Here is a 21,298-nt window from a genome sequence, read left to right as displayed (position 1 = left end):
TGCCGGGGAAGTATTGCAGAGCGCGCCGGCGGCCGATGGCCCGTCGCGACGTGACGGCCTGCGGGCGCCCGCGTTGGGCACGCAGCGGGCGTCGCTCATCGCTTTGGTGGATTGCCTTGCACCGACGGAGCACCCGCGCGGCTTGCAGGTACCTGGCGCCGGACATGAGCGGACCTGCAGCCGGGCTTGGCCGCTGTTCCCCGATTTGAACGTTATCGGGATCAGCAGCAGGACATCGGTGGCGACCTTCGGGCGCTGCCGCGGGGTCCTTGCGTGTGGCCTGCTGGCATGCCGACCGATCGATCGGTCGCGGGCGGCGGGTCAAACCTTTGGCATAAGCTGGTCCGTCAGGACGACGGGTCGACAGGAGAACGTGGGATGGGGAGCTGGTTGGTGGGGAGTGGGTTCAGGTGACGGACGCACTGACAATGGTCTTTCGCCCGCCGGCCACCGCCGGGCGGATGCTGCCGCCTGCCCACACGGGTATCGATACCCGCCCTCCGTACTGAGCCGCAGAGATGACGCAATCGTTCACTGGAGCGTCTGCCATCCGGGCGGCGATGATGGTCATGGGGTCGACCTATGTGACCTATGCGCTGGGGCTGGTGACCAGCGTGCTGGTCGCACGCAGCCTCGGCCCGGACGACTTCGGCCGCTATTCCTATGTGGTCTGGCTGGCCGGCCTGCTGATCGCGTTCGGCAACAACGGCCTGACCACGACCGCGATCCGGTTCGTGTCCGAAAGCCTGGGCCGTGCCTCGGTCGAATCGGCCAACGACATCCATGGCTGGCTGCGGCGACGGCAGTACCTGTGCCTGCTGCTGGTCTCGGCGTTGTTCGTCTGCGCGATCCCGTTCTTCCTGCCCGCGGGCTGGGAGGGGCACCTGGGGTTCTTCGTCGCGGTGGTGCTGGTGGCCAGCGTCGCCAAGGCTCTGTTCCTGTTCGACGTGTCGATCGCCAAGGGGCATGGCAGCTTCGGCGTCGAGGCCAAATCCACCGTGGTGATCAGTTTCCTGAACATCATCGCGGTGGCGATCCTGTTCCAGCTGGAGGCTCCGCTGGAGGCCTATCTCGTGCTGTTCGCGACGGTCGGCGCAGGCTACGCGCTGCTGTCGCGCTACATGTTGTGGCGTGGCGGCTTCCGGCCGTCGTCGCAAGCGCCGGAACCGGCACTCAAGCAGCGCGTGGGGCGTCACCTGGCATGGACGGTGGTGCTGACCTTGACCTATGCGATCAGCAACAAGTCGATCGAGACCTGGATGCTCAACGCACTGGTCGGTTCGGCTGCGGTCGGCTACTTCGCGATCGCCGGCTCGCTGACCAAGGGCGGCATCGACCTGCTGTCGTCCGGCCTGGCTGCGGTGGTGATGCCGGCGATGTCGCACGCCTTCGGTGCCGGCGGTACCGAGCGCGCCAATGCGATCATGGCCAGCTCGCTGCGCTACTTCCAGTTCCTGGGCCTGCTACTGGCCGGTGGCGGCGTCGCGGTCGCCGAGTTCGCGGTCTGGCTGATGTATGGCGGGGACTACCAGCCGGTGGTGCCGGTGCTGCGCATCATGATCCTGGTCGGCGGCCTGATGCTGGTCGAGGGCGCGTTCAATGCGCTGCTGTCGACGACCGACAACCAGCGCCTGCGGGTGATGTTCACGGTGATCTCGGTCGGCGTCGCGGCCCTGTTCGCGATCGCGCTGATCCCGACCTATGGCCTGATGGGCGCGGTGGTCGCGCATGCGGCCTCGCGGATCATCGTGTCGGTCGCGTTGACGATCTTCGCGATGCGCATGCTGCACCTGAAACTGCCGTGGCGCGAACTGGGGCTGCAGTACCTGTCCGGCATCATCGCCGCGCTGCCGGCGATTGCGCTGATGATGTCCACTGAGCGCCGCTGGATCGGCCTGGTGGCCGCCGTGGTCTACGGCATCGTGTTCGTCGGCTGTACCGTGCTGCTGAAGGCCTGGCGTGCGCAGGACGTGCTGCACGTGCTGGATTTCCTGGAGCGTTACCCCGCCATCCCGGCCGGCCTGCGCGCGCGCATGCATCGCTGGGCGATGCGGCTGCCGGCGGACGCATGATGCCGGTGCGGGTGGGCAGCAGGGGGCTGCGATGACGATGACGACGATCTGGACGCTGGTGTTCTGGCTCAGTGCCGCGTTGGTGGTGCACGCCTTCGCCGGTTATCCGCTGTGGGTGCGCCTGCTGGCAAAACTGCGTCCACGTCCGGTGGTCGTGCGTGACTACCTGCCGACCGTCACCGCGATCATGTCGGTCTACAACGCCCGGGAGCAGGCGTTGCAGAAGCTGCACAACCTGCGTGCGCTGGCGTATCCCACGGGCCTGCTGGACATCATCGTGGTCTGCGACGGTTGCAGCGATGGCACCGCGCAGGTGATCGCCGACGCAGGCCTGCCCGGGGTCCGGGTCATCGACTCACCGCAGCGTCGTGGCAAGAGCCAGTGCCTGGACGATGCGGTGGCGCTGGCCGAAGGCGAGCTGCTGCTGATGGTCGACGTGCGCCAGCGGCTGGAGCCGGGCGTGCTGCGCGCACTGGTCGCAAACCTGTCCGATCCCGCGGTCGGCGCGGTCAGTGGCGAGTTGCTGTTCGAGGATGCCGACAGTGGCTTTGCCGCCAGCGTGGACGCTTATTGGCGCTACGAGAAGATGATCCGGTTGGCCGAAAGCCGGAGCGGCTCGGTGGTCGGCGTGACCGGCGCCTGCTATGCCATGCGACGCGCGTTGTACCGTCCGCTGCCGCCGGGCACCGTGCTCGACGACGTGCTGGTGCCGATGCAGGTGGTCAAGGCCGGCAGCCGGGTGTTGTTCGAACCCGCTGCGATCGCCTGGGACCGGGCGTCGACCGACTCCACCCGGGAGGGTGTCCGTAAGGTTCGCACGCTGGCCGGCAACTACCAGTTGCTGGCGCTGGCGCCGTGGCTGATCGATCCATTCGCCAACCCGCTGTGGGCGCGTTTCGTCAGCCACAAGCTGCTGCGGTTGGCGGTGCCGTGGCTGCTGTGCACGCTGCTGCTGGCCACGGTCCTGCTGGCGCCACGGCACCCGTTCTACCTGGCCTGCCTGGTCGCGGCGATCGCTGCGGTGCTGCTGGTGCTGGTGGCCACGTCTGTGCCCGCGGTCGCCGCGCTGAAACCGGTGCGCCTGCTGCTGGCGTTCTGGCACATGAACCTCTACGCCGCCCGTGCGCTGCTGGCGTATCTGCGCAATCCGGGACTGCACCTGTGGTGAGTCGCCTGGCTGGCTGCGGGGCACGACACGCGGTCGTGCGATCATCGCCTGGTGTCCAGGCCGCACCGCGTCCGCGCCGTTCTTCGCGCGGTCGCCGCAGTCCCCGTCTTTGAGGCGCCTTGCATGCTTTTGTACCTGCTGACCGTCTTCTACCTGTTCCTGGTGCTGGTGCGCCCGCAGGAATACCCGGCGATGACCGGCTTCGGCGTGCCGATCCTGTCGTTGACGCTGATGGCGGCATTCGGTGTGTGGCTGCTGTCGCGCAACAAGCGCTTCGACGCGCCGCAATACCTGTTGCTGGTGCTGTTCCTGCTGGTGACCTGCTTGTCGATGCTGGCCAGTGGCTGGTCCGGCGGTGCTGCGCTGCAGTTCCTGAACTTCTATCCCACCGTCATCGCGTTCCTGCTGCTGGCCAATGCGGTCGATACGCCGCGGCGGATGGAAATCCTGATGACGGTGTTCGTGGCCTGCGCGGTGTTGCTGGCGGTGCACGGCATCGAACAGGCCGCGCTGGGGGTTGGCTGGACCGGCATGACGACCGTCGAGGACGGACGCATCCAGTACCTGGGCATCTTCAGCGATCCCAACGACCTGGGCATGCTGTTCGTGCTCAGCGTGCCGATGGCGGTCTACCTGAGCAGTCGCGGCGGCATGCTCGGATTGCGCAGGGTGTTCTGGCTGGCGGCCTGCGCGGCGCTGCTGTACGGCATCTTCCTGACCAATTCGCGCGGCGGCATGCTGGCGGTGGTGACGATGGCCGGTGTCTACATCTGGCTGCGGCGCGGCGCGGTGATCGCAGGTGTCCTCGGTGCGGGCGCACTAGTGGTGTTGAAGATGCTGCCTTCGCGACTCAACGAGCTGGACGTGCAGGAATCGTCGGCGGCCGGTCGCGTCGATGCCTGGTATGAAGGCTTCCAGATGTTCATCGCCAACCCGGTGCTGGGCGTGGGCACGCATCGCTTCACCGAGTACCACCACCTGACCGCGCACAACTCGCTGATCCTGGTGCTGGCCGAGAACGGCATCATCGGTTTTACGATCTGGATCGCGTTCGTGGGCTACGGCTTCATGATGATGTACCGCATCCTGCGCCACGAGCCGGAACTGGTCGACGACGAGCATGCCGAAGAGTGGCGGCAGGCGCGGGCCATCGCCCAGGTGCTGATGATCTCGCTATCGGGATTCTTCGCGACGGCGTTCTTCCTGAGTCGCAGCTACATCATCCTGCTGTACCTGGTGGCGGCGATCGTGGTGGCGCATTTCAGCATCGTCCGTGACCGTTTCCCGGAGATCGAACCCTTCCGGCTCAGCAAGGACCTGGTGCGCTGGCCGATCTATTCGGCGATTGCCGTCGTTGGCCTGTATGCGGTGGTGCGATTGCTGCTGGCGATGGGCTGAGGGGCTGTGTGCAGGGGCTGGAACGGGGGGGGCTGGAACGGTTGCGGGGCGCCGAAACGCTGCAGTCGTGTGATTTAACAGCTGCCATCCACTGGCCTTGATCCAGCCGCTCTGCTCCAATCGCTCTGTTCCAATGACTTTGCTCCAATCACGCTGCTTCAACCACTTTGCTCCGGCAGATTCGATCCCGCCCACCACATGCTTCAATCGCAGCAAGCGTCCATCACGCCCGTGTTCACCGAGGTTCTAGAACGAGACATGTCATGCGTATCGCCCTGGTGACCCCGATCCTGCCCGTGCCGCATGACCAGGCACGCGGCCGCTACATTCATGAGACCGCGCGTGCGCTGAGCACGATGGCCACGGTCAAGGTGTTCTTTCCGCAGGTGCGCTATCCACGTCTGCCTGGCCTGGCACCGCGCAGCTTCCTGCAGGGTGAGGTCGGCGCCGATTACAGCCTCGACGGCATCGACATGGAGGCCTACACCTATCCCGGCTTCCCGGGCCTGTCGCGGGGTACCAACGGCATCGTCGGCAGTTGGACATTGACGCCCCGGTTGCGCGCGTTCGCGCCCGACCTGGTGCTGGCGTACTGGATCTATCCGGACGGTTACGCGGCGGTACGCGCGGCCGCGCGCGTCGGCGTACCCTGCATCGTCGGCGCACGCGGGTCGGATATCCATGTGCGCTCGGGCATCAACAAGGTCATGACGCGCAGGACGCTGGCCGCCGCCGATACCGTGCTGACCGTCAGCCATGCGATGCGCGCTGCGACGATCGCCGACTATGGCGTGCCTGCCGGAAAGGTGCACGCGATCGTCAACGGCATCGATACCGGGATCTTCCACCCGCGCGACCAGGCGCAGATGCGCCAGAAGCTGGGCGTGCCCGCGCAGGCCAAGGTCATCGTCTATGTCGGCCGGTTGGTCGAAACCAAGGGCATGCGCGAACTGCTGGTCGCCTTCCAGCGCCTGGCGGCAGAGGACGCCTCGCTACACCTGGCGCTGGTCGGCGATGGCGTCATGCGCCAGGAACTGGCGACGCTGGTGCAGGACAGCGGGCTGTCCGGGCGCGTGCTGATGCCGGGCGGCATGGAGCCCTCGGAGGTCGCCGAATGGATCTGCGCCTCCGACGTGCTGACGCTGCCGAGCTGGTCGGAAGGCTATCCCAACGTCGTCGTCGAAGGCATTGCCTGCGGCTGCCCGGTGGTGGCCACCGACGTCGGCGGTACGCGCGAGATCATCAACGCCGACAACGGCATCATGGTCGCGCCGAAGGATGTCGATGCCCTGACGCAGGCCTTGTCGGACGCGATGTCGAGGGCCTGGGATCACCAGGCGATGGCTTCGGCGATGCGCCGCGGCTGGCACGAGGTCGCCGTCGATACGCTGGCGGTTTGCCGCAGCGTGCTGGAGGACGCCGGGGATACGCGGCGGGCGGGACAGGTTTGAAGAAGGGCATTCGATGACGGGGGATGGCACCCATGCGTTCGCGGCCGCGAGGGAGGTCGAGCTGATGCAGGCCGGCCTGCCGCTGCAGGTCGCGCTGGAGCGGATCGATGCTGTCGATGCGCTCGCGCACGACTGGCGCCGGCTCGAGGCGGTCGCCGACGGCAGCCCGTTCCTGAGTTGGCATTGGGTATCGGCCTGGCTGCGCATGCTGCCGTCGCAGGTGCAGCCCTGGTTGTTCAGCGCCCGCGATGCCGGTGGCGTGGTGGCATTCGGCCTGCTGGTCGAAGTCGCCGAGACCGGGGTCAAGCGGATGTTCGGCAATTGCTCGCTGCACCTGCAGGAGACCGGCGATCCCGAACTCGACGAGATCACCATCGAGTACGCGGGCCTGCTGGTGCGGCCCGGCCAGGAGACGCGGGCCTATGCCGCGCTGCTCGAGCTGGTCAATGCGCGCTTTCCGTCGTTGCGTGCCCTGCATGCCAGCGGTTCGATCCACGGCCACTGGATCAGCGATGCCCTGCCGGACGGCCTCAGCGCCTACGACCTGCACGCTGACATGTCGTGCTATGTGGACTTCGATCACGTGCAGGCGCTGGGTGGCGATTACCTGAAGGCGCTCAGCAAGAGCACGCGCGCGGGGTTGCGCCGCACCGAACGTGCGTATGCCGAGCTGGGCGCGCTGGAGATCGAGGTCGCCGTCGATCCCGGACAGGCGCTGCAGTGGCTCGATGGCCTGCGCGAGTTGCATACGCGCTACTGGCAGGCTAAGGGCGAGGGCGGTTCGTTCGCCAGTCCCTTCTTCGGCGACTTCCATCGCGAACTCGTGCGCGAAGGCACTGCGGCTGGATTCACCCAGTTGATGCGGATCACCGCGGGCGAGCACATCGTCGGCTACCTGTACCACCTGGTCTGGAACCACCACGTCTATTTCTATTCCAGCGGATTCGATTACGGACTGGCGGTCGCCGAGAATCGTCCCGGTTACCTCGCGCAGTTGCTGGCGATCCGGCATTACGCCGCGCTCGGCATGCACGCCTACGACTTCATGGCCGGCGAGAGCCGTTACAAGCGGATGATGAGCACGCATGCGCGGCCGATGCACAACATCCGCATCAGTCCTGCGTCGTGGCGCCTGGCGCTCGAACGCCAGGTCGTCGAGGTCGCGCGTCGTGGCCCGCCGCCGCCGTTGCTGGCGGTCGTCGACCAGGGGCGCGCCAAGGCCCTGCGGCATGCGGACGCCAAGCCCGGACGCGGCACTTCCGCCGGGGGCGGGCAGCAGGTCTAACAGAAGGCGGAACCGCGCCGGCCATCGCGCCGCTCCGCCGGTTGTTGCCGCAGCTGCCGCCGCCGGTCAGGCGCGTGCGCGGTGCCCGTCGTTCGGGAATGCCTGCTGGATCCAGTCCGTCACGCGCGCGATCAGCTTCTCGCGATGCTCGGGCAGGTAGAACGTGTGATCGCACTGGCGCCAGTGTTCGAAGGCCATGCCCGGGTGGCGGGCGGCGCGTCCGAAGGTGGCGTTGAACTGCCAGCGATGCATGAAATACGCCGTGCCGCCGGTGTACAGCGCGAACACCTTGACGCCGCGATCGAGCATGGCCTGCAACTGCGCGCGCTCTTCGCCTTCGGCTGGCCAGTCGCGCAGTTCGGCATCGGTGATGCGCTTGCCGCCGGCGAAGGGCGTCGAGGACGGCAAGCGGCGCTGCATGGCCGCGATCCAGCGCGCGGGTGACCTGCGCAGCAGCCGGCGCAGCCGCACCAGGCGACCGAGGGTCCGCGCCCGCGACACGCCGTCGAGCAGGATCAGGCCCTCGATCCGTGGATCGGTCTGCGCGGCCTTCCAGCTGGCGTCCGCCGCCGAACACAGCCCGCCGACGATGAAGCGCGTGCAGCCGGTCTGCGCCTGCAATCGGTCCAGGACCTGGCTGAGCACGACGTTGTCGGGCTGCTCGCTGGCCGGGATCGCGTCACCGATGCCGGGCGCATCGAAGCGCAACACCGGATAGCCCGCGGCGGAAACCGACCGCGCCAGGCGCGTACTCATCCGGAAGGGACCGCTGCGATGGATGAAGCCGGCATTCAGCAGTACGACCGCAGTCCCGCCGTCGCCATTGCCCCCGCCTGCGCGTTGCGCCTGCGGCATTTCCAGCAGCCCGAACAGGTCCGCACCGAGCGGAAGCAGGGTGGTCATGGGCGGTCGGCCCTCTGCAGGGAAACGAGATGCGGGGCCAGCACGGGCGCGAGGTCGCGGATCGGCCTGGACGGAAACTGCGCCATGTCGACTTCGCCGGCCCATTGCGACAGTGCCGTCGGCAGGGGCAGGTAGAGGGCGGCATCCAGCGGCGGTGCGGGGGCCTGTCCGGACAGCACGACCCAGGTGGACAATGCATCGGGCGGTGGAAGCGTCAGGCGGTGGTCGCGCAGCTGCGAGCGCAGGCGGGTCGTACACGGGAATCCCATCAGCGATGTCGAGGTGTCGCCCTTGGTCAGTCCGGGCACGGTCAGGCGCTGTTCCGCATCGAGCTGTTCCAGCGCCAGCACGTACTGCGTCCAGTCGAGCACCGGTTGCCAGAGCAGCCGGCGATGCACACTGTCGACGCCGCCAGCCTGCAAGGCTGGATGGCTGCCGGCACGCACACCCATGATCGACAGCGGAGCGTCCGGCCAGCGTTGCCGCAACCATCCGGCTGCGATCGTGGCGTCCGAACACGCGCCGTCGAGCGTGAACTGGTGGTCGTCGCCATCGGAATCGCCGGTGCCCACGTAGTCGAAACGCAGTACCGCGATACCGGCGTTGGCCAGGGCTTCGCCCAGCAGCGAGAACAGCCGGTAGCTGCGCGCATGTTCGTGGAAGAACGGTGGACACACCAGCAGCAAGGCGCGCGGCGTGTCGACGGGTTGGTGCAGCACGCTGAACAGCTGGCCGCGCGGCGTGGACAGGTACTGCGGCAGCACGCGTGCGGTCATGGCGTATTGTCGCCGCTGGAGCGGCCGAACAGGCCTCGCATGCGCGCCAGCAGTCCGCGCGGCGCCGCAGCGTGCGTGGCCGCCGATTGCGCCGGCAGGCGCGGCAAGGCCAGCGCGATGACGCGCAGGTTGCCGTTGGCGACCTTCAGCAGGTTGAGCCGGGTGCCGGTGGCCTGCTCGATGCGTTCGATCATCGACATCGCCAGCAGGGAATGCCCGCCGAGGTCGAAGAACGTGTCGCGGACATCGATGTCGTCGATCTCCAGCAGTTCCGACCAGATGCCGGCTACCAGGCGTTCGGCCCCGGTGGTCGGCGGCTGTCGATCCACGGAGATCCCGCCTTCAGCGACGGCAGTCGTGGCGGGCACGGGCGGCGCGTCGGCAGCGAGGGCAACGTCGATCGCGGCGTGGCCTGCGGGACTGTCGTTGCGTGCATCGCCTGCGGCCGCCAGCAACGCGCCGACGGTGATGCCGGGATCGGCAACGGCGGCCGCCAGCAGTCGGCCATGGCCGTCGATGAAGGTCTGAACCGTGGCGGGCTGCAGGCGCGCGGCGTCATACATCAGATGGCCCTGCAGGCGCTCGCCGTCGTCGAACCACCACAGCATCAGGTCTTCGGTGAGCTGTGCCGGCAACGCGGGCAGGGCCTCGACGGCCAACGCGCCCCAGGCAGCCGGGCGGCTGCGCACATCCTCGAACGACAGCTGCGCCTGGTAGGGGCTGTGGCGCGTCGCGAACGCGCGCAGGTCGGGCTCGCGCAGGATGTCGTCGAGCTGGACCTCGACGCCATCGAGCCCGTCGAGCACGCGGGTGCGCGCCTGGGCGATCAGGTCGGAGAATGTCCGCTCCGGCACGATGTCCAGCGACACCGGCAACAGGTGGGTGAACATGCCCATCGTGCCTTCGGCGTCGGGATGGCCGCCGAGACGGACCGGCGAGCCGGTCAACGGATGGTCGCCGCCACCGATGCGCTGCAGTAGCAGTTGGCACAGGCCGAGCAGCACGACGAACAGCGTGGTGTCGTGGCCCGCGGCCAGTGCACGCGCGTCACGGGTCTGTGCCGGTGTCAGTGCGAACAGCGAGACCGTGCCGGCGCGCGGGCCTGCGATCGCGTCGTTGTTCTGATTGCCGTGGGCGACATCGGCGGGCAGCGGCACCGGCGCGCCATGCGCATGCAGCCATTGCCGCCAATGATCGATCCTGCGCTGGCGTCGCTGCAGATGCGAGGGCGTCGACAGCCGCTGCCGGTGCCAGACGGCATAGTCGCCGTACTGCGCCGGCGCGGCATCGCTCGTCGTGGTGGCTGCGGCGGAGGCGCCGGCCAGCATCGACGGATAGGCCTCGGCCAAGGCCAGGCACAGCAGCGTCGTCGAGCCGCCATCCCAGAACAGATGGTGCGGCATCAGGACCAGCACATGCTCCTGCGGTGACAGCCGCAGCAGGCGGGCCAGGGAGGTCGGTGCCCGCGTGGTGTCCAGGCGCTGGCGCGACCATGCCTGGATGTGGTCGGACACTGCCTGTTCGCGCAGTTCCGGCGCGATCGGGCCCAGGTCTTCGATCGGCAGCGGTGTGGTCGTCGCATCCGCGTCGACCTGTTGGAACACGCCGTCGCTGTGCTGGCCGGCATACGAACGCAGCGTGGGCTGGCGTGCCAGCACCGCATCCAGTGCGGACGACAGCGCCGCCACATCCAGTGCGCCGCGCAGGCACAGGGCGACCGGGATGTTGTAGGCGACGCTGTGCGGATGCAGCTGCTCGTGGATCCAGATGCGTTCCTGCATCACCGTCAGCGGATGCGGGCCGGGCGTTGCCGACGGCAGCGCCTCCACGCGCGTCGACGGCGCGTCCGCGTTGCGGACCACGGTGGCCAGCGCGGCGACGGTAGGCGCCTCGAAGATCGTGCGGACCGGCAGGTCCAGCGTGAAGGCGCGGTTGATGCGGTCGACGACCTGCGCACCGAGCAGGGAGTGCCCACCCAGCGCGAAGAAGCTGTCATCGATGCCGATGGCGGAATGGCCCAGCACTGCCGCGAAGATCGCGACGATGCTGCCTTCGATCGGGTCGCGCGGCAGCGCCTGTACTTGCGAAGGCGCCGCGGGTCCGGCGGCACCCGGCAGCGCCTGGCGGGCCTGGGCCGGCGACGGCAGGCTCTTGCGGTCGACCTTGCCGTTGGGCAACAGCGGGATCGCAGGCAGCGCGATGAAATGCTGCGGCACCATGTACTCGGGCAACTGGGCGCGCAGGTGCTGTCGCAATGCCTGGGGATCGATCTGCACGCCGTCGGTCGACACCAGGTAGGCCACGATGCGGACATCGCCGGTCTGGTCTTCGCGTGTGATGACCACGGCGCGCTGCACCCGCGGGTGCGAGGCTAATTGTGATTCGATTTCGCCCAGCTCGATGCGATGGCCGCGGACCTTGACCTGATGGTCCAGCCGGCCGAGGTGTTCGAGCCGGCCGTCGTCGCGCCAGCGGCCGAGGTCGCCGGTCGCGTACAGCAGTCGTCCGCCGCGCGCATCGAAGGGGTCTTCGATGAAGCGTTCCGCGGTCAGGTCGGCGCGGTGCAGGTAGCCCAGCGTGACGCCGCTGCCGCCGATCCAGATTTCGCCGGGAACGCCGATCGGGCAGGGATGGCGCCGCGCATCGAGGATCCACACCGTGGTGTTGTCGATCGGTGTGCCGATCGAGATCCACGCGGCATCGGCGTCGATGCGTTCGCAGGTCGACCACACCGTGGTTTCGGTGGGGCCGTACATGTTCCACAACTGCGCATCGTTGGCGGCGAGCTGGCGCGCGAGGTCGGCAGGCAACGCTTCGCCACCGCACAGTGCGCGGAATCCCGGCGATGGCCGCCAGCCGGTGTCGAGCAGCATCCGCCAGCTCGACGGCGTGGCCTGCATCATCGTCACCGCATGCGCCTGCAGCAGCTGCGCGAGCGCGCGGCCGTCCATCGCCTGTTCGCGACTGGCCAGCACGATGGTCGCGCCGGTCACCAGCGGCAACAGCAGCTCGAGCACGGCGATGTCGAATGACAGCGTGGTGATGGCCAGCAGGCGATCGTCCGCGCCGAGGCCGGGCGTGTGCTGCATCGACTGCAGGAAGTTGACGACCGCGCGATGCGGGACGCTGACGCCCTTGGGCTTGCCGGTCGAGCCGGACGTGTAGATCACGTAGGCGACGGATTCCGCGTCGGCCGAGCGGGCATCTTCGGCCAGCGGACCGGGAGGCATGTCGGCATCCGCGTCCGTGCCCGCGTGAGCACCGAGCAGCAGCGTGCGCTCGGCGGGCCAGTCGATGCTGTCGGCGGTCGCGGGTTCGACCAGCAGCAGGCGCAGGTCGGCGTCTTCGGCCATGTAGGCCAGACGATCGCGCGGATAGGCGGGGTCGAGCGGCACATAGCCCGCGCCGGCTTCGAGCACGGCGAGCAGTGCGGCGACCATCGTCGGGCTGCGGTCGAGGCAGATCCCGACCAGGTCGCCACGGCCGACGCCGCGCGCGCGCAGCTGGTGCGCGATGCGGTGGCGCTGGCGGTCGAGGTCGGCGTAGCGCCATTGCCCACTGCCGGCCCCGGTGGGTCCGTATTCGATGGCGATGCGCTCCGGCGTGGCGAGTGCCTGCCGCGCGATCAGGTCATGGATGCGCTCGCCGTGGACGCGTGGCGCCGGTGCCGGCTGCAGGGCATGCAGGGCTGCCAGTTGTGCAGGCGAGGTCATCGCCAGCGCGCCGGTCGCACGCTCGGGCGCGGAGAGTGCGCGCGACAGCAGCGCCTCCAGCGAGGCCAGCCAGCCGGCGATCGTGGCAGGTGCGAACAGCGCGACATCGTAATGGGCGAGCAGGGTCACGCCACGGTCTTCGATGACGGGTGCAAGCGCGATCTCGTAGCGGTCTGCGGCCGCTGGCGCACCGAACAGGGCCTGCAGCGTCGATGCCATCGGCGCATCGGTGGCAGCCGCGTCCGCCTGCAAGGGCGGGACCTGCCGCAGCAGGGCAAGGACGTCGGCGTCGGGATCCACCTGCAGCCGGAGCATTGGCGCAGAGGCGGCCAGTCCCGGACGGGTCCACGGTGCCCGCAGTCCGATGGCGATGTCGCGCTCGCCGCTCAGCCGCTGCAGCAGCAGCGCGAAGATCGCGAGCAGCACGCGCGGCGACGTTGTGTGATGGGTATCGCAGAATCCGGCCAGCGCCTGCAGGGTGGCGGCCGACAGCTCGTGACGTGACTGCGCCACCTGCAAGGTGGAGGAGGGCGCGAACGGCAGGTCGCGCGGAAGCGACAGCGTCATCGCCTCACCGATGGTGGCATGCGGGTGGCGTGGATCTTGGGCTTCGGATGCTGTCGAACTCACGAAAATGCCTGGTGTCCTGTTGATGCTGAAGCCGTGCGTCGCGACATCATGCCGCTGCGTTGCTGTCGTGCCGGGCCTGCGCACGCCGTCCATGCCGAGTCATTCCCTTCAGCTTCCCCTGTCGATCCTCTCGGCGGCTGGCAGGGTAACGTCTGCCGGGATGCCAGCCACGCCCCGATCATACGATGTCCGCGTTCTGCTGACGTCTTTTGCGTGTCGGGCATGCCGGTGATCGTGTCCTGGCAGGGAAGCATCGGCACCTGAACACGACAGTCGAAACAGCGCGACCTCAGGAATCATTGTCCAGGTAGGTCATGTGGATGCGTCCGGCGTCCAGCCCGTCGAGCTTGGGCGTGAATCCGGCGCCGGTGATCGGGCCGCTGCCGCGTTCGACGAAGCCCACGTCCTGCCAGCCTTCGTTGCCGTAGGCATGGCCCGACAGCGGAATCTCCACGGTGTTGTAGCCGGCTGCATGCGCCTGCGCGAGCAGCGCCTGGATGGCGTTGGCCTTGTGCCGCTGCGGCATGTCGATCAGACGGTAATCCAGGAGGGTGAGGCGGCCTGCGATCGCGGTGCTGTCCTCGCAAGCGAACCAGCCCAGCGGCCCCTGCGCCGATGACACCAGCAGGTAGCGCACCTGGCCGACGATGCAGGGGTGGAAGCGCCATCGCAGCAGTTCGGTCGTGCGGATGGCCTCCAGCCGCTGGCCGCCCCCGGATTGCTGCCAGACCTGGTCGATCTCGGTGAAGGGTTCGCTGCTCCAGCGCGTGTCGAGGCCGCGGATATGGGGTCGGCGCCGCCATTGGCCGCCCACGGCCAGCGCATCCACCAGCGGCGCAGCCAGCCGCGCCAGCGGTGCCGGCAGGACCCGCCCGGCGTACTGCCCGAACTTCAGCACTTTGACGTAGCGCTTGATCTGGCCCAACTCCTGGTACTTGGCGCGCTTGAGCACGACCGCGTTGCGGGGATTGGGGTGTCCGTAGATCAGGTCGAACTGGCGGCTGCTGGCGGCGAAGATCTCCGCGTGCAGCTTCATCACCGGCCCCAGCGTGCGATGCCGCGGCGCGACCGCGACATGCGAGATCACGGCGGCGGTGATCGGCGTGCCGGCGTATCGCATCGGGCGCGGGATCGCGCCGATGACGCCGGCCGCCTCGCCGGTGCGGTCATCGCGCAGTATCAGGACCAGGGCCGGGCCGCTGGGGCCGTCGAGGTAGAGGTGCTGGATCTTGCGCGGATGATCGGCATCGGGACCGAAGTTGCCCCGCCAGACCGACTGGATCGCAGCAAGATCGTGGCGGGGGTCGGCCTGCACCAGCGAGTAGGCCGGTCGTTCGCCTGCGGTCATCGGCATTGGATCTCATTGTGGCGGGCGGGAGCATGCATGCTCCTTGCTAGAACGGCATCTGCATGCGGCACCGGTCATCGCCGGCGTCATGCGCAGCCCGTCAAACGGGATCGCAGCATCGCGTTGGCCTCCGTGCGCAGGCGGATGGCGCCATCACCGTCGCCATCGCCATCGCACTGCGTCTCGACGTTGCGGTTGCGTAGCCGCATTGCGACTATCGCGGGCGATGACGGCCATGACATCCACCTACGATCCGCGATGGTCCGCGCAGGCCTTGTCCACGCTGGTGGGCGACGCCTTGCAGCAGGCCGCCCCTGTGGCGTCCCGCGCGCAGGCGGCGCTCGCCGCATGGACCGACATCGATGCCTGGCGGCCATGGCGTTCGGCGGCAGCCGCATTCGTCGACGATGCGCAGTTGGCCCGGGCCGCGACGCTGCGACAACGCGATGAGCAGGAGCGGCGACTGCTGACCTATGCCCTGCATCGGCTGGTCGTCGCGCACTGGCTGCAGCGACCGCCGTGGCCGCTGGAGATCGGACGCGACGTCCGCGGCTGTCCACGCCTGCCGGGTGGCGTGGCCTCCACCAGCCTGAGCCATGCCGGCGCCTTCAGTGCGTTCGCGGTGTGCCCGAGTGCGCCGGTGGGGATCGATCTCGAGGTACGTCCGTCGCGGGTGGACCTGGTGGCCCTGGCCCATCGCATCGCCCATCCCGGGGACCTCGCCGAGATCGATGCGGGCGGCATCGACGGGCGTCAGCAGCGATTGCTGGCGTTGTGGGTCCGCAAGGAGGCCTGCCTGAAGGCTGCCGGTGTCGGCCTGACCCATCCAATGGAGGCCTTCGCGGCCGGACTCGACGGGCACGTCGTGCTGCCGGCTCTTGTGCGGCCGGGTCATGTGCCGCCAGTCCAGGTGCAGCCGCTCCATGTGCAGCTGCGGATGTTGCCGTCGCCTCCTGCATGGGTCGGTGCGGTCGCGCTGCCGCTCGGCGTCGAGGTCCGCATGATCCCGTTGCTGCCACCGGTGGACTGAGCGTGGTCGCAGGCATGCGGGCGCTGTTGTGGCGTTGTTGAGCAACCGCGGCTGCGGGCGGTCGTGCCGTCCATGCCACCTCCGGTCGCGACATCACGTGACATCCGGCACGACATCCCGCCAACGCAATCGGGCACAATCGGCACCGGCGCGCGCCGACAGCGGGATAGGGGTATTCCCGGCGCGGTCACGCCACCGCACCACCACCGCAAGGGGGCGGCCGTTTCCGGCCGCGGATCGCGTTCATAGACGACAGATGGACGCTCTCAATCAAACTACAGACCGCAGGTTGACCGATACGATGGACCACAAGGACAAGATCAAGCCCTTCATCCTCAAGAACTTCCTGTTCACCGAGGACGGTACGGCACTTGCCGACGATGCATCGCTGATCCGCGGCGGAATCATCGATTCGACGGGCATCCTCGAGCTGATCGAGCATCTCGAGCAGGCCTGCGGCATCCAGGTGAGCCCGGAAGAAATGGTGCCTGCCAATTTTGACAGTATCGATACGATCAACGCCTTCCTCGGGCGCAAGCTCGCATCCTGACGCTGGCGACGATGCCGACACTCGCCGCCAGGCTGTTGGCGACCGCACGGCAATCGCCGCAGCGGATCGCCCTGGTCGAAGGCGCGCGCCAACTCGACTACGCGGCGCTGGCCGCGCAGGCGCTGGCATTTGCCCGCCATCTGCGACAGGCCGGCTGTCGTGACGGCGACCGGGTCGCGGTGCTGCTGCCCAACTGCCTTGAAGCCGTGGTTGCGATCTATGGCAGCTGGCTGGCCGGTTGCGTGGCGGTACCGTTGAACGTGCAAGCGCGCGCGCGCGATTTCGCGCCGTGGTTGCGCCACAGTGGCGCTGCCGTGCTGGTGCACGAGGCCGGCAACCGCGAAGTCGATGCGACGCTGCCGGCATTGTCACCGCCGCCGCTGCGGATCGTGGTCGCTCCGGCTGCGGCGGGTGGCGCGGTGCCGTCTGTCGCTGCCATCGGTGCCGATGATGCCGGCCAGGGCGCGGTGGTCGCCTGGGATGCGGCGCTGGCCACGGAGACCGGTGCCGCTGCGGGCATGCCTGCAACTGCGGCTCCCGATGCTGTCGCAGCCATCCTGTACACCTCCGGGACCACCGGCGCGCCCAAGGGCGTGACGCTAATCCACGCGAATTTCTCGGCCAATGTCGATGCGATCGTCCAGTACCTGGCGCTGCGCGCCGACGACAGCATCCTGACGATCCTGCCGTTCTATTACTCGTATGGCGCCTCGGTGCTGCATACGCACCTGGCCGTGGGTGCGCGCCTGGTCATCGAGCAGAACCTGGTGTTCCCGCACCTGATCGTCGAGTCGATGGCGCGCGAACGCGTCAGTGGGTTCGCCGGCGTGCCGTCGACCTACGCCTTGCTGCTCGATCGCGTCGCCCTGGCCGAGCACGATCTCGCGGCATTGCGCTACGTCACCCAGGCCGGCGGCGCGATGCCGCAGGCGTTGACGCGCAGGCTGCGCGAGGCGCTGCCGCAAGCGCGCCTGATCGTCATGTACGGGCAGACCGAAGCCACGGCGCGATTGGCCTGGCTGCCGCCCGAGCGCCTCGACGACAAGCCCGGCTCCGCCGGCATGGCGATCCCCGGCGTGCAGTTGCAGATCCGCGACGACCACGGCCAGCCGCTGGCCGCCGGACAGCCCGGCGAGCTGTGGGTGCGCGGCGACAACGTGATGGCCGGGTACTGGCAGGACCCAGCGGCGACCGCCGAGGTGCTGCGCGACGGCTGGCTGCGGACCGGCGATATGGGCCTGCTGGATGCCGAGGGCTACCTGTTCCTGGCCGGCCGCCGCAGCGACATGATCAAGACCGGTGCCCATCGCGTGCATCCGCTGGACATCGAGGAAGCCGTGGCGGAACTGCCGGGCGTCGTCGAGGTCGCGGCGGTCGGCATCGACGATGCCACGCTGGGGCAGGCGATCAAGGTCGTCGTCGTGCTGGCCGCAGGCGCGTCGCAGGATGCCGACCGCATCCGCGCGCATTGCCGGCAACGGCTCGCCAGCTACAAGATTCCACGGCAGGTCGAGTTCGTCTCGTCGCTGCCCAAAACCGCGTCGGGCAAGATCCGGCGTGCCTTGTTGATTGCCCCGGCTGCCTTGCAGGAGGCCTCGTGAGCGTGCTCGTCCCCGAAGTGTTGTCGTTTGATGTCCTGGATCTGGATTACGCCGCCGAAGCGGACCGCATCGGTGAACGCCTGCGCGCGATCACCGCGCGGCAACTGCATCGGCGTGGCCTGGTGGTCGCGATTTCGGGAGGCATCGATTCCTCCTGCAGCATCGCGCTGGCGGTGCGTGCGTTGGGCCCCGAGCGCGTCTATGCGTTGATCCTGCCCGAGCGCGATTCCTCCGACGACAGCGCGGTGCGCGCGACGATCCTGGCCGAGCACCTGGGCGTGCGCGTGCAGACGGTGGACATCGCGCCGGCGCTGGCGGCGATCGGCTGCTATGCCGAGCGCGATGCCGCGGTGCGCCGCGCCCTGCCGGAGTACGGCGAGGGCTGGCGCTTCAAGATTGTCATCGATGGCGGTGTCGAGGGTCGCATCAACCAGTTCCGCATCGTTGCGGTGGACCCCGATGGCGGGCAGCACGACAAGCCGCTGGGCCTGTCGGAGTACCTGCAGATCGTCGCGGCGACCAACTTCAAGCAGCGCATCCGCAAGACGCTGGAGTACTACCACGCCGATCGCCTGAACTATGCGGTCGTGGGCACGCCGAACCGGCTGGAATACGACCAGGGCTTCTTCGTCAAGAACGGCGATGGCTCGGCCGACGTCAAGCCGATCGCGCACCTGTACAAGTCGCAGGTCTACGGCATGGCGCGGTTCCTCGGCCTGCCCGAGCGCGTGTGTGCGGCAGTGCCGACCACCGACACCTACAGCCTCGAGCAGGGCCAGGACGAGTTCTACTTCGCGTTGCCCTACCGCTCGATGGACCTGGCGCTGTGGGCGCTGAATCACGGCCGCACGGCCGAGGAACTGGCGCCGGCGCTCGACATCAGCGTGGCCCAGGCCAACGCGGTCTATGACGACATCCGCAACAAGCGCCGGACCACGCGTTACATGCACCTGCCGCCGGTGCTGGTCGGCGAGGTCGCGGAGCTGGACGACCTCGAGTGACTGCGCCTGCGTATCGCGTCGAGCCCGGCGAAGCCGCGCGCGACCGCGATGCACTGATCGCGATCTGGCGCGGCAATCTCGGTCGCGACGACCGCATGCGCGCCAAATTCGACTGGTTCTATCTCGGCTGCCCGTTCGGCGAGCCGGTGGTGCGGGTGCTGCGCCATGGCGAGCAGGCGTTGCCGGTGGGCGTGGCGACCGCGGCCCGTCGCCCGATGCGCTGGAACGGGCAGGCGCTGCGTGCCGGCGTGCTGGTCGATCTGGCGGTCGTCGCCGAACACCGCGCGCTGGGTCCGGCGCTGATGCTGCAGGGCAGCCTGCTGCAGGATGGCGCCACGCATTTCGACCTGCTGTACGGTTTTCCGAACCAGAAGGCCGTGCCGGCGTTCAAGCGCTCGGGCTATCGTCATCTCGGCGACATCGTCCGCTACGCGCGGGTGATCCGGCATTCGGGTTACCTCGGCGATCGCCTGCCGTCGGTGCTGACCGCGCCGGCCGGCGTCGTGCTCGATATCGGCCGGCGCGTGCTCGACGGCTGGAAGCGTCTTGGTGCCCGACGCCTTCAGGCGCAATGGAGCGACCACGCCGATGCGCGCTTCGATGCGCTGTGGGCACGCAGTGGCGAGGCCGATGGCCTGGTCGCGGTACATGACCAGGCGTTCGCGCGCTGGCGTTTCGACGATTCGCCGCTGGAACGGACGCGCTACCTGCTGCTGACCGATCCGGCCGACGGGCAACTGTGCGCATGGTTCGCCTGCCAGGTGCAGGGCAAGGTGCTGCATGTGCGCGACTTCTGGGCCGACGACGCCCGCACCGGGCTCGGATACGGCTACGTGGATGCGCTGGTGACCAACGCGCGCCGGGCTGGCCATGTCGCGGTGTCGATGGAATATGCGGCCGCACCGGACAAGCTTGCGGGCTGGCTGGCGGCCGGCTTCGTCGAGCGCGGGCGCAGGCCGGTGTACGGGCGCTTCCTCGACGGCGTCGAGCGCGACCTGGGGCAGTGGCACCTGACCGCTGCCGACGAGGACGAATAGCCCGTCGATGGCCCCCGGGTCGCGCATGGCTCGACCGGCCGTCGGCTGGTGCGCGATCCGTGGCCGCTTGCATCCGCCGCCGCCGTGCTTGAAGACATGGGCCGGTCCATGCCGGCCGTCCCGCATCGGCCGCTGACGACCGTTGCCGACGACAGGCATGGCGCGTCCTGCGGGACGGGCAGCGGGACGCCAGCAGGGGCCGGCGGGCGATGGCACGCAACGCGGGATGGCTCTTCCTCGATGAGGGAGGCGCGTGGATGTCGACGTACACCATCAGGAACTATCCGGATGGACAGGCGGGCAGCGAGGCCGCGAGAGCCGCGGCCAAGGCGGTCTGGCGCATCTCGCTCGGCCCGGAATCCGCGCTGGATGCGCGCTATGACGCGCTGTGCCTGCGGTCGCCGCAGGGACCGCCGATCCTGCGTTTCGTGGTGCATGCGCCCACCGACGACGTCGTCGGCGTCGCTGCGATCGCGCCGCGGCGCATGCTCCGCGACGGCCGCGAGATCCGTGCCGGCATCCTCGCGCATTTCGCGGTCAGCCCCGAGCATCGCTCGCTGGGCCCCGCACTGACTCTGCTGGGCCACCTGCTGGCGCAGGCGCGTGAAGACTGCGAGGTCGTGATCGGCATCCCGCGCAACAGTCCCGGTGCCGGTGCCGTGCTCAAGCGCGCCGGCCTGCAGCCCCTGACCGACCTGGTGCGCAGGGTCAAGCTGCTGCGCCATGCGCACTATCTCAAGCGCCGGTTGCCCACGCTGCTGGCCGCTCCCGCAGGCCGTTGTCTGGATGTGGTGGGCAGCCTGCCCGAGTGCTGGCGCCGCCTCAGCGGGCGTGCGCTGGAGGCGCGCTGGCTGCGCGACATCGCCACTGGCACAAGCCTCGAGCGCGACTTCGACACCCTGTGGAACAGCACCCGTCCGCAGCGCGGGCTGACCAGCGTGCGCGACGGCAGGATGCTGGCATGGCGGTTCGATCCGTCGACGGCCGGCGACATCCGCTACCTGTGCCTGCGCGACGCCGACGGTGGCGCGTTGCTGGCGTGGTTCGCCTGCAGCGTCGATCCGCAATGGCCGCACATCCTCAACGTCGAGGACTTCTGGGCGCGCGGCGCGCAGCAGGCGATGCCGCTGGCGTTCATCGATGCGCTGTCGCGGCAGGCGCGGCGCGACGGCTACGCCGCGATCAGCCTGGAGTTCGCCGGCACGGCAGGGCGCGACGCGTCGTGGATCCGTGCCGGTTTCGTCGAGCGCGAACGGCAGACGGTGTTCGCAGCGTTCCCGCGCGACGCCGGCATCGAAGACCTGCACCTGACCAACCTCGACCGGGACGGATGAC

15 protein-coding genes are annotated in these 21,298 nt (G+C 68.6%); 11 read left to right on the top strand and 4 right to left on the bottom strand.

Annotated elements, in window-relative coordinates:
- Positions 1-569: 569 nt before the first annotated feature.
- From ACYX7E_RS05460 to ACYX7E_RS05440, 5 genes are all read left to right on the top strand, one after another.
- Positions 570-2,072, top strand: a complete 1,503-nt coding sequence (locus tag ACYX7E_RS05460; RefSeq protein ID WP_462079560.1) for an oligosaccharide flippase family protein — start codon at positions 570-572, stop codon at positions 2,070-2,072.
- A 31-nt stretch (positions 2,073-2,103) separates the two neighbouring features.
- The gene (locus tag ACYX7E_RS05455) at positions 2,104-3,240 is read left to right on the top strand and encodes a glycosyltransferase family 2 protein (RefSeq protein ID WP_462079559.1); all 1,137 of its coding nucleotides are present in this window, start codon (positions 2,104-2,106) and stop codon (positions 3,238-3,240) included.
- 123 nt (positions 3,241-3,363) lie between these two features.
- Positions 3,364-4,638 (top strand): O-antigen ligase family protein, encoded by a 1,275-nt coding sequence (locus ACYX7E_RS05450; protein WP_462079558.1) that lies wholly within the window; start codon positions 3,364-3,366, stop codon positions 4,636-4,638.
- A gap of 263 nt (positions 4,639-4,901) precedes the next feature.
- Entirely contained in the window at positions 4,902-6,089 is a 1,188-nt protein-coding gene (locus ACYX7E_RS05445) for a glycosyltransferase (RefSeq protein WP_462079557.1), read from the top strand.
- A gap of 13 nt (positions 6,090-6,102) precedes the next feature.
- Entirely contained in the window at positions 6,103-7,374 is a 1,272-nt protein-coding gene (locus tag ACYX7E_RS05440; protein WP_462079556.1) for a GNAT family N-acetyltransferase, read from the top strand.
- Positions 7,375-7,440: 66 nt separating this feature from the next.
- Here the strand turns inward: ACYX7E_RS05440 and ACYX7E_RS05435 are convergent, their stop codons facing one another.
- From ACYX7E_RS05435 to ACYX7E_RS05420, 4 genes are all read right to left on the bottom strand, one after another.
- Entirely contained in the window at positions 7,441-8,277 is an 837-nt protein-coding gene (locus tag ACYX7E_RS05435) for an alpha/beta fold hydrolase (RefSeq protein ID WP_462079555.1), read from the bottom strand.
- Entirely contained in the window at positions 8,274-9,053 is a 780-nt protein-coding gene (locus tag ACYX7E_RS05430) for a serine aminopeptidase domain-containing protein (protein WP_462079554.1), read from the bottom strand. Before ACYX7E_RS05430 ends, ACYX7E_RS05435 begins: the two co-directional genes overlap by 4 nt.
- The gene (locus ACYX7E_RS05425) at positions 9,050-13,396 is read right to left on the bottom strand and encodes an acyl carrier protein (protein ID WP_462079553.1); all 4,347 of its coding nucleotides are present in this window, start codon (positions 13,394-13,396) and stop codon (positions 9,050-9,052) included. The genes ACYX7E_RS05430 and ACYX7E_RS05425 overlap by 4 nt, the downstream gene beginning before the upstream one ends.
- A 289-nt stretch (positions 13,397-13,685) precedes the next feature.
- Positions 13,686-14,744: a GNAT family protein gene (locus ACYX7E_RS05420; RefSeq protein ID WP_462079552.1), complete on the bottom strand. Its 1,059-nt coding sequence runs from the start codon at positions 14,742-14,744 to the stop codon at positions 13,686-13,688.
- Positions 14,745-14,979: 235 nt separating this feature from the next.
- Here ACYX7E_RS05420 and ACYX7E_RS05415 point away from each other — a divergent pair, with 235 nt between their 5' ends.
- The 6 genes from ACYX7E_RS05415 (at position 14,980) to ACYX7E_RS05390 (ending at position 21,297) form a co-directional block, all read left to right on the top strand.
- Entirely contained in the window at positions 14,980-15,774 is a 795-nt protein-coding gene (locus ACYX7E_RS05415) for a 4'-phosphopantetheinyl transferase family protein (protein ID WP_462079551.1), read from the top strand.
- Positions 15,775-16,075: 301 nt separating this feature from the next.
- Complete coding sequence (locus ACYX7E_RS05410) at positions 16,076-16,324, top strand: acyl carrier protein (RefSeq protein WP_462079550.1); 249 nt, start codon at positions 16,076-16,078, stop codon at positions 16,322-16,324.
- Between the two features lie 11 nt (positions 16,325-16,335).
- Positions 16,336-17,925: a class I adenylate-forming enzyme family protein gene (locus tag ACYX7E_RS05405; RefSeq protein WP_462079549.1), complete on the top strand. Its 1,590-nt coding sequence runs from the start codon at positions 16,336-16,338 to the stop codon at positions 17,923-17,925.
- Positions 17,922-18,926 (top strand): NAD(+) synthase, encoded by a 1,005-nt coding sequence (gene nadE, locus ACYX7E_RS05400; protein WP_462079548.1) that lies wholly within the window; start codon positions 17,922-17,924, stop codon positions 18,924-18,926. The genes ACYX7E_RS05405 and nadE overlap by 4 nt, the downstream gene beginning before the upstream one ends.
- Entirely contained in the window at positions 18,923-19,963 is a 1,041-nt protein-coding gene (locus ACYX7E_RS05395) for a hypothetical protein (RefSeq protein WP_462079547.1), read from the top strand. The genes nadE and ACYX7E_RS05395 overlap by 4 nt, the downstream gene beginning before the upstream one ends.
- 257 nt (positions 19,964-20,220) lie before the next feature.
- Positions 20,221-21,297, top strand: coding sequence for a GNAT family N-acetyltransferase (locus ACYX7E_RS05390; RefSeq protein ID WP_462079546.1), 1,077 nt, complete (start codon positions 20,221-20,223; stop codon positions 21,295-21,297).
- Position 21,298 lies beyond the last annotated feature (1 nt).

The sequence above is a fragment of the Luteimonas sp. RIT-PG2_3 genome (assembly GCF_054902115.1).
Note: the sequence above shows the minus strand (reverse complement) of the source record. Positions and strands in the feature narration are given on the sequence as shown.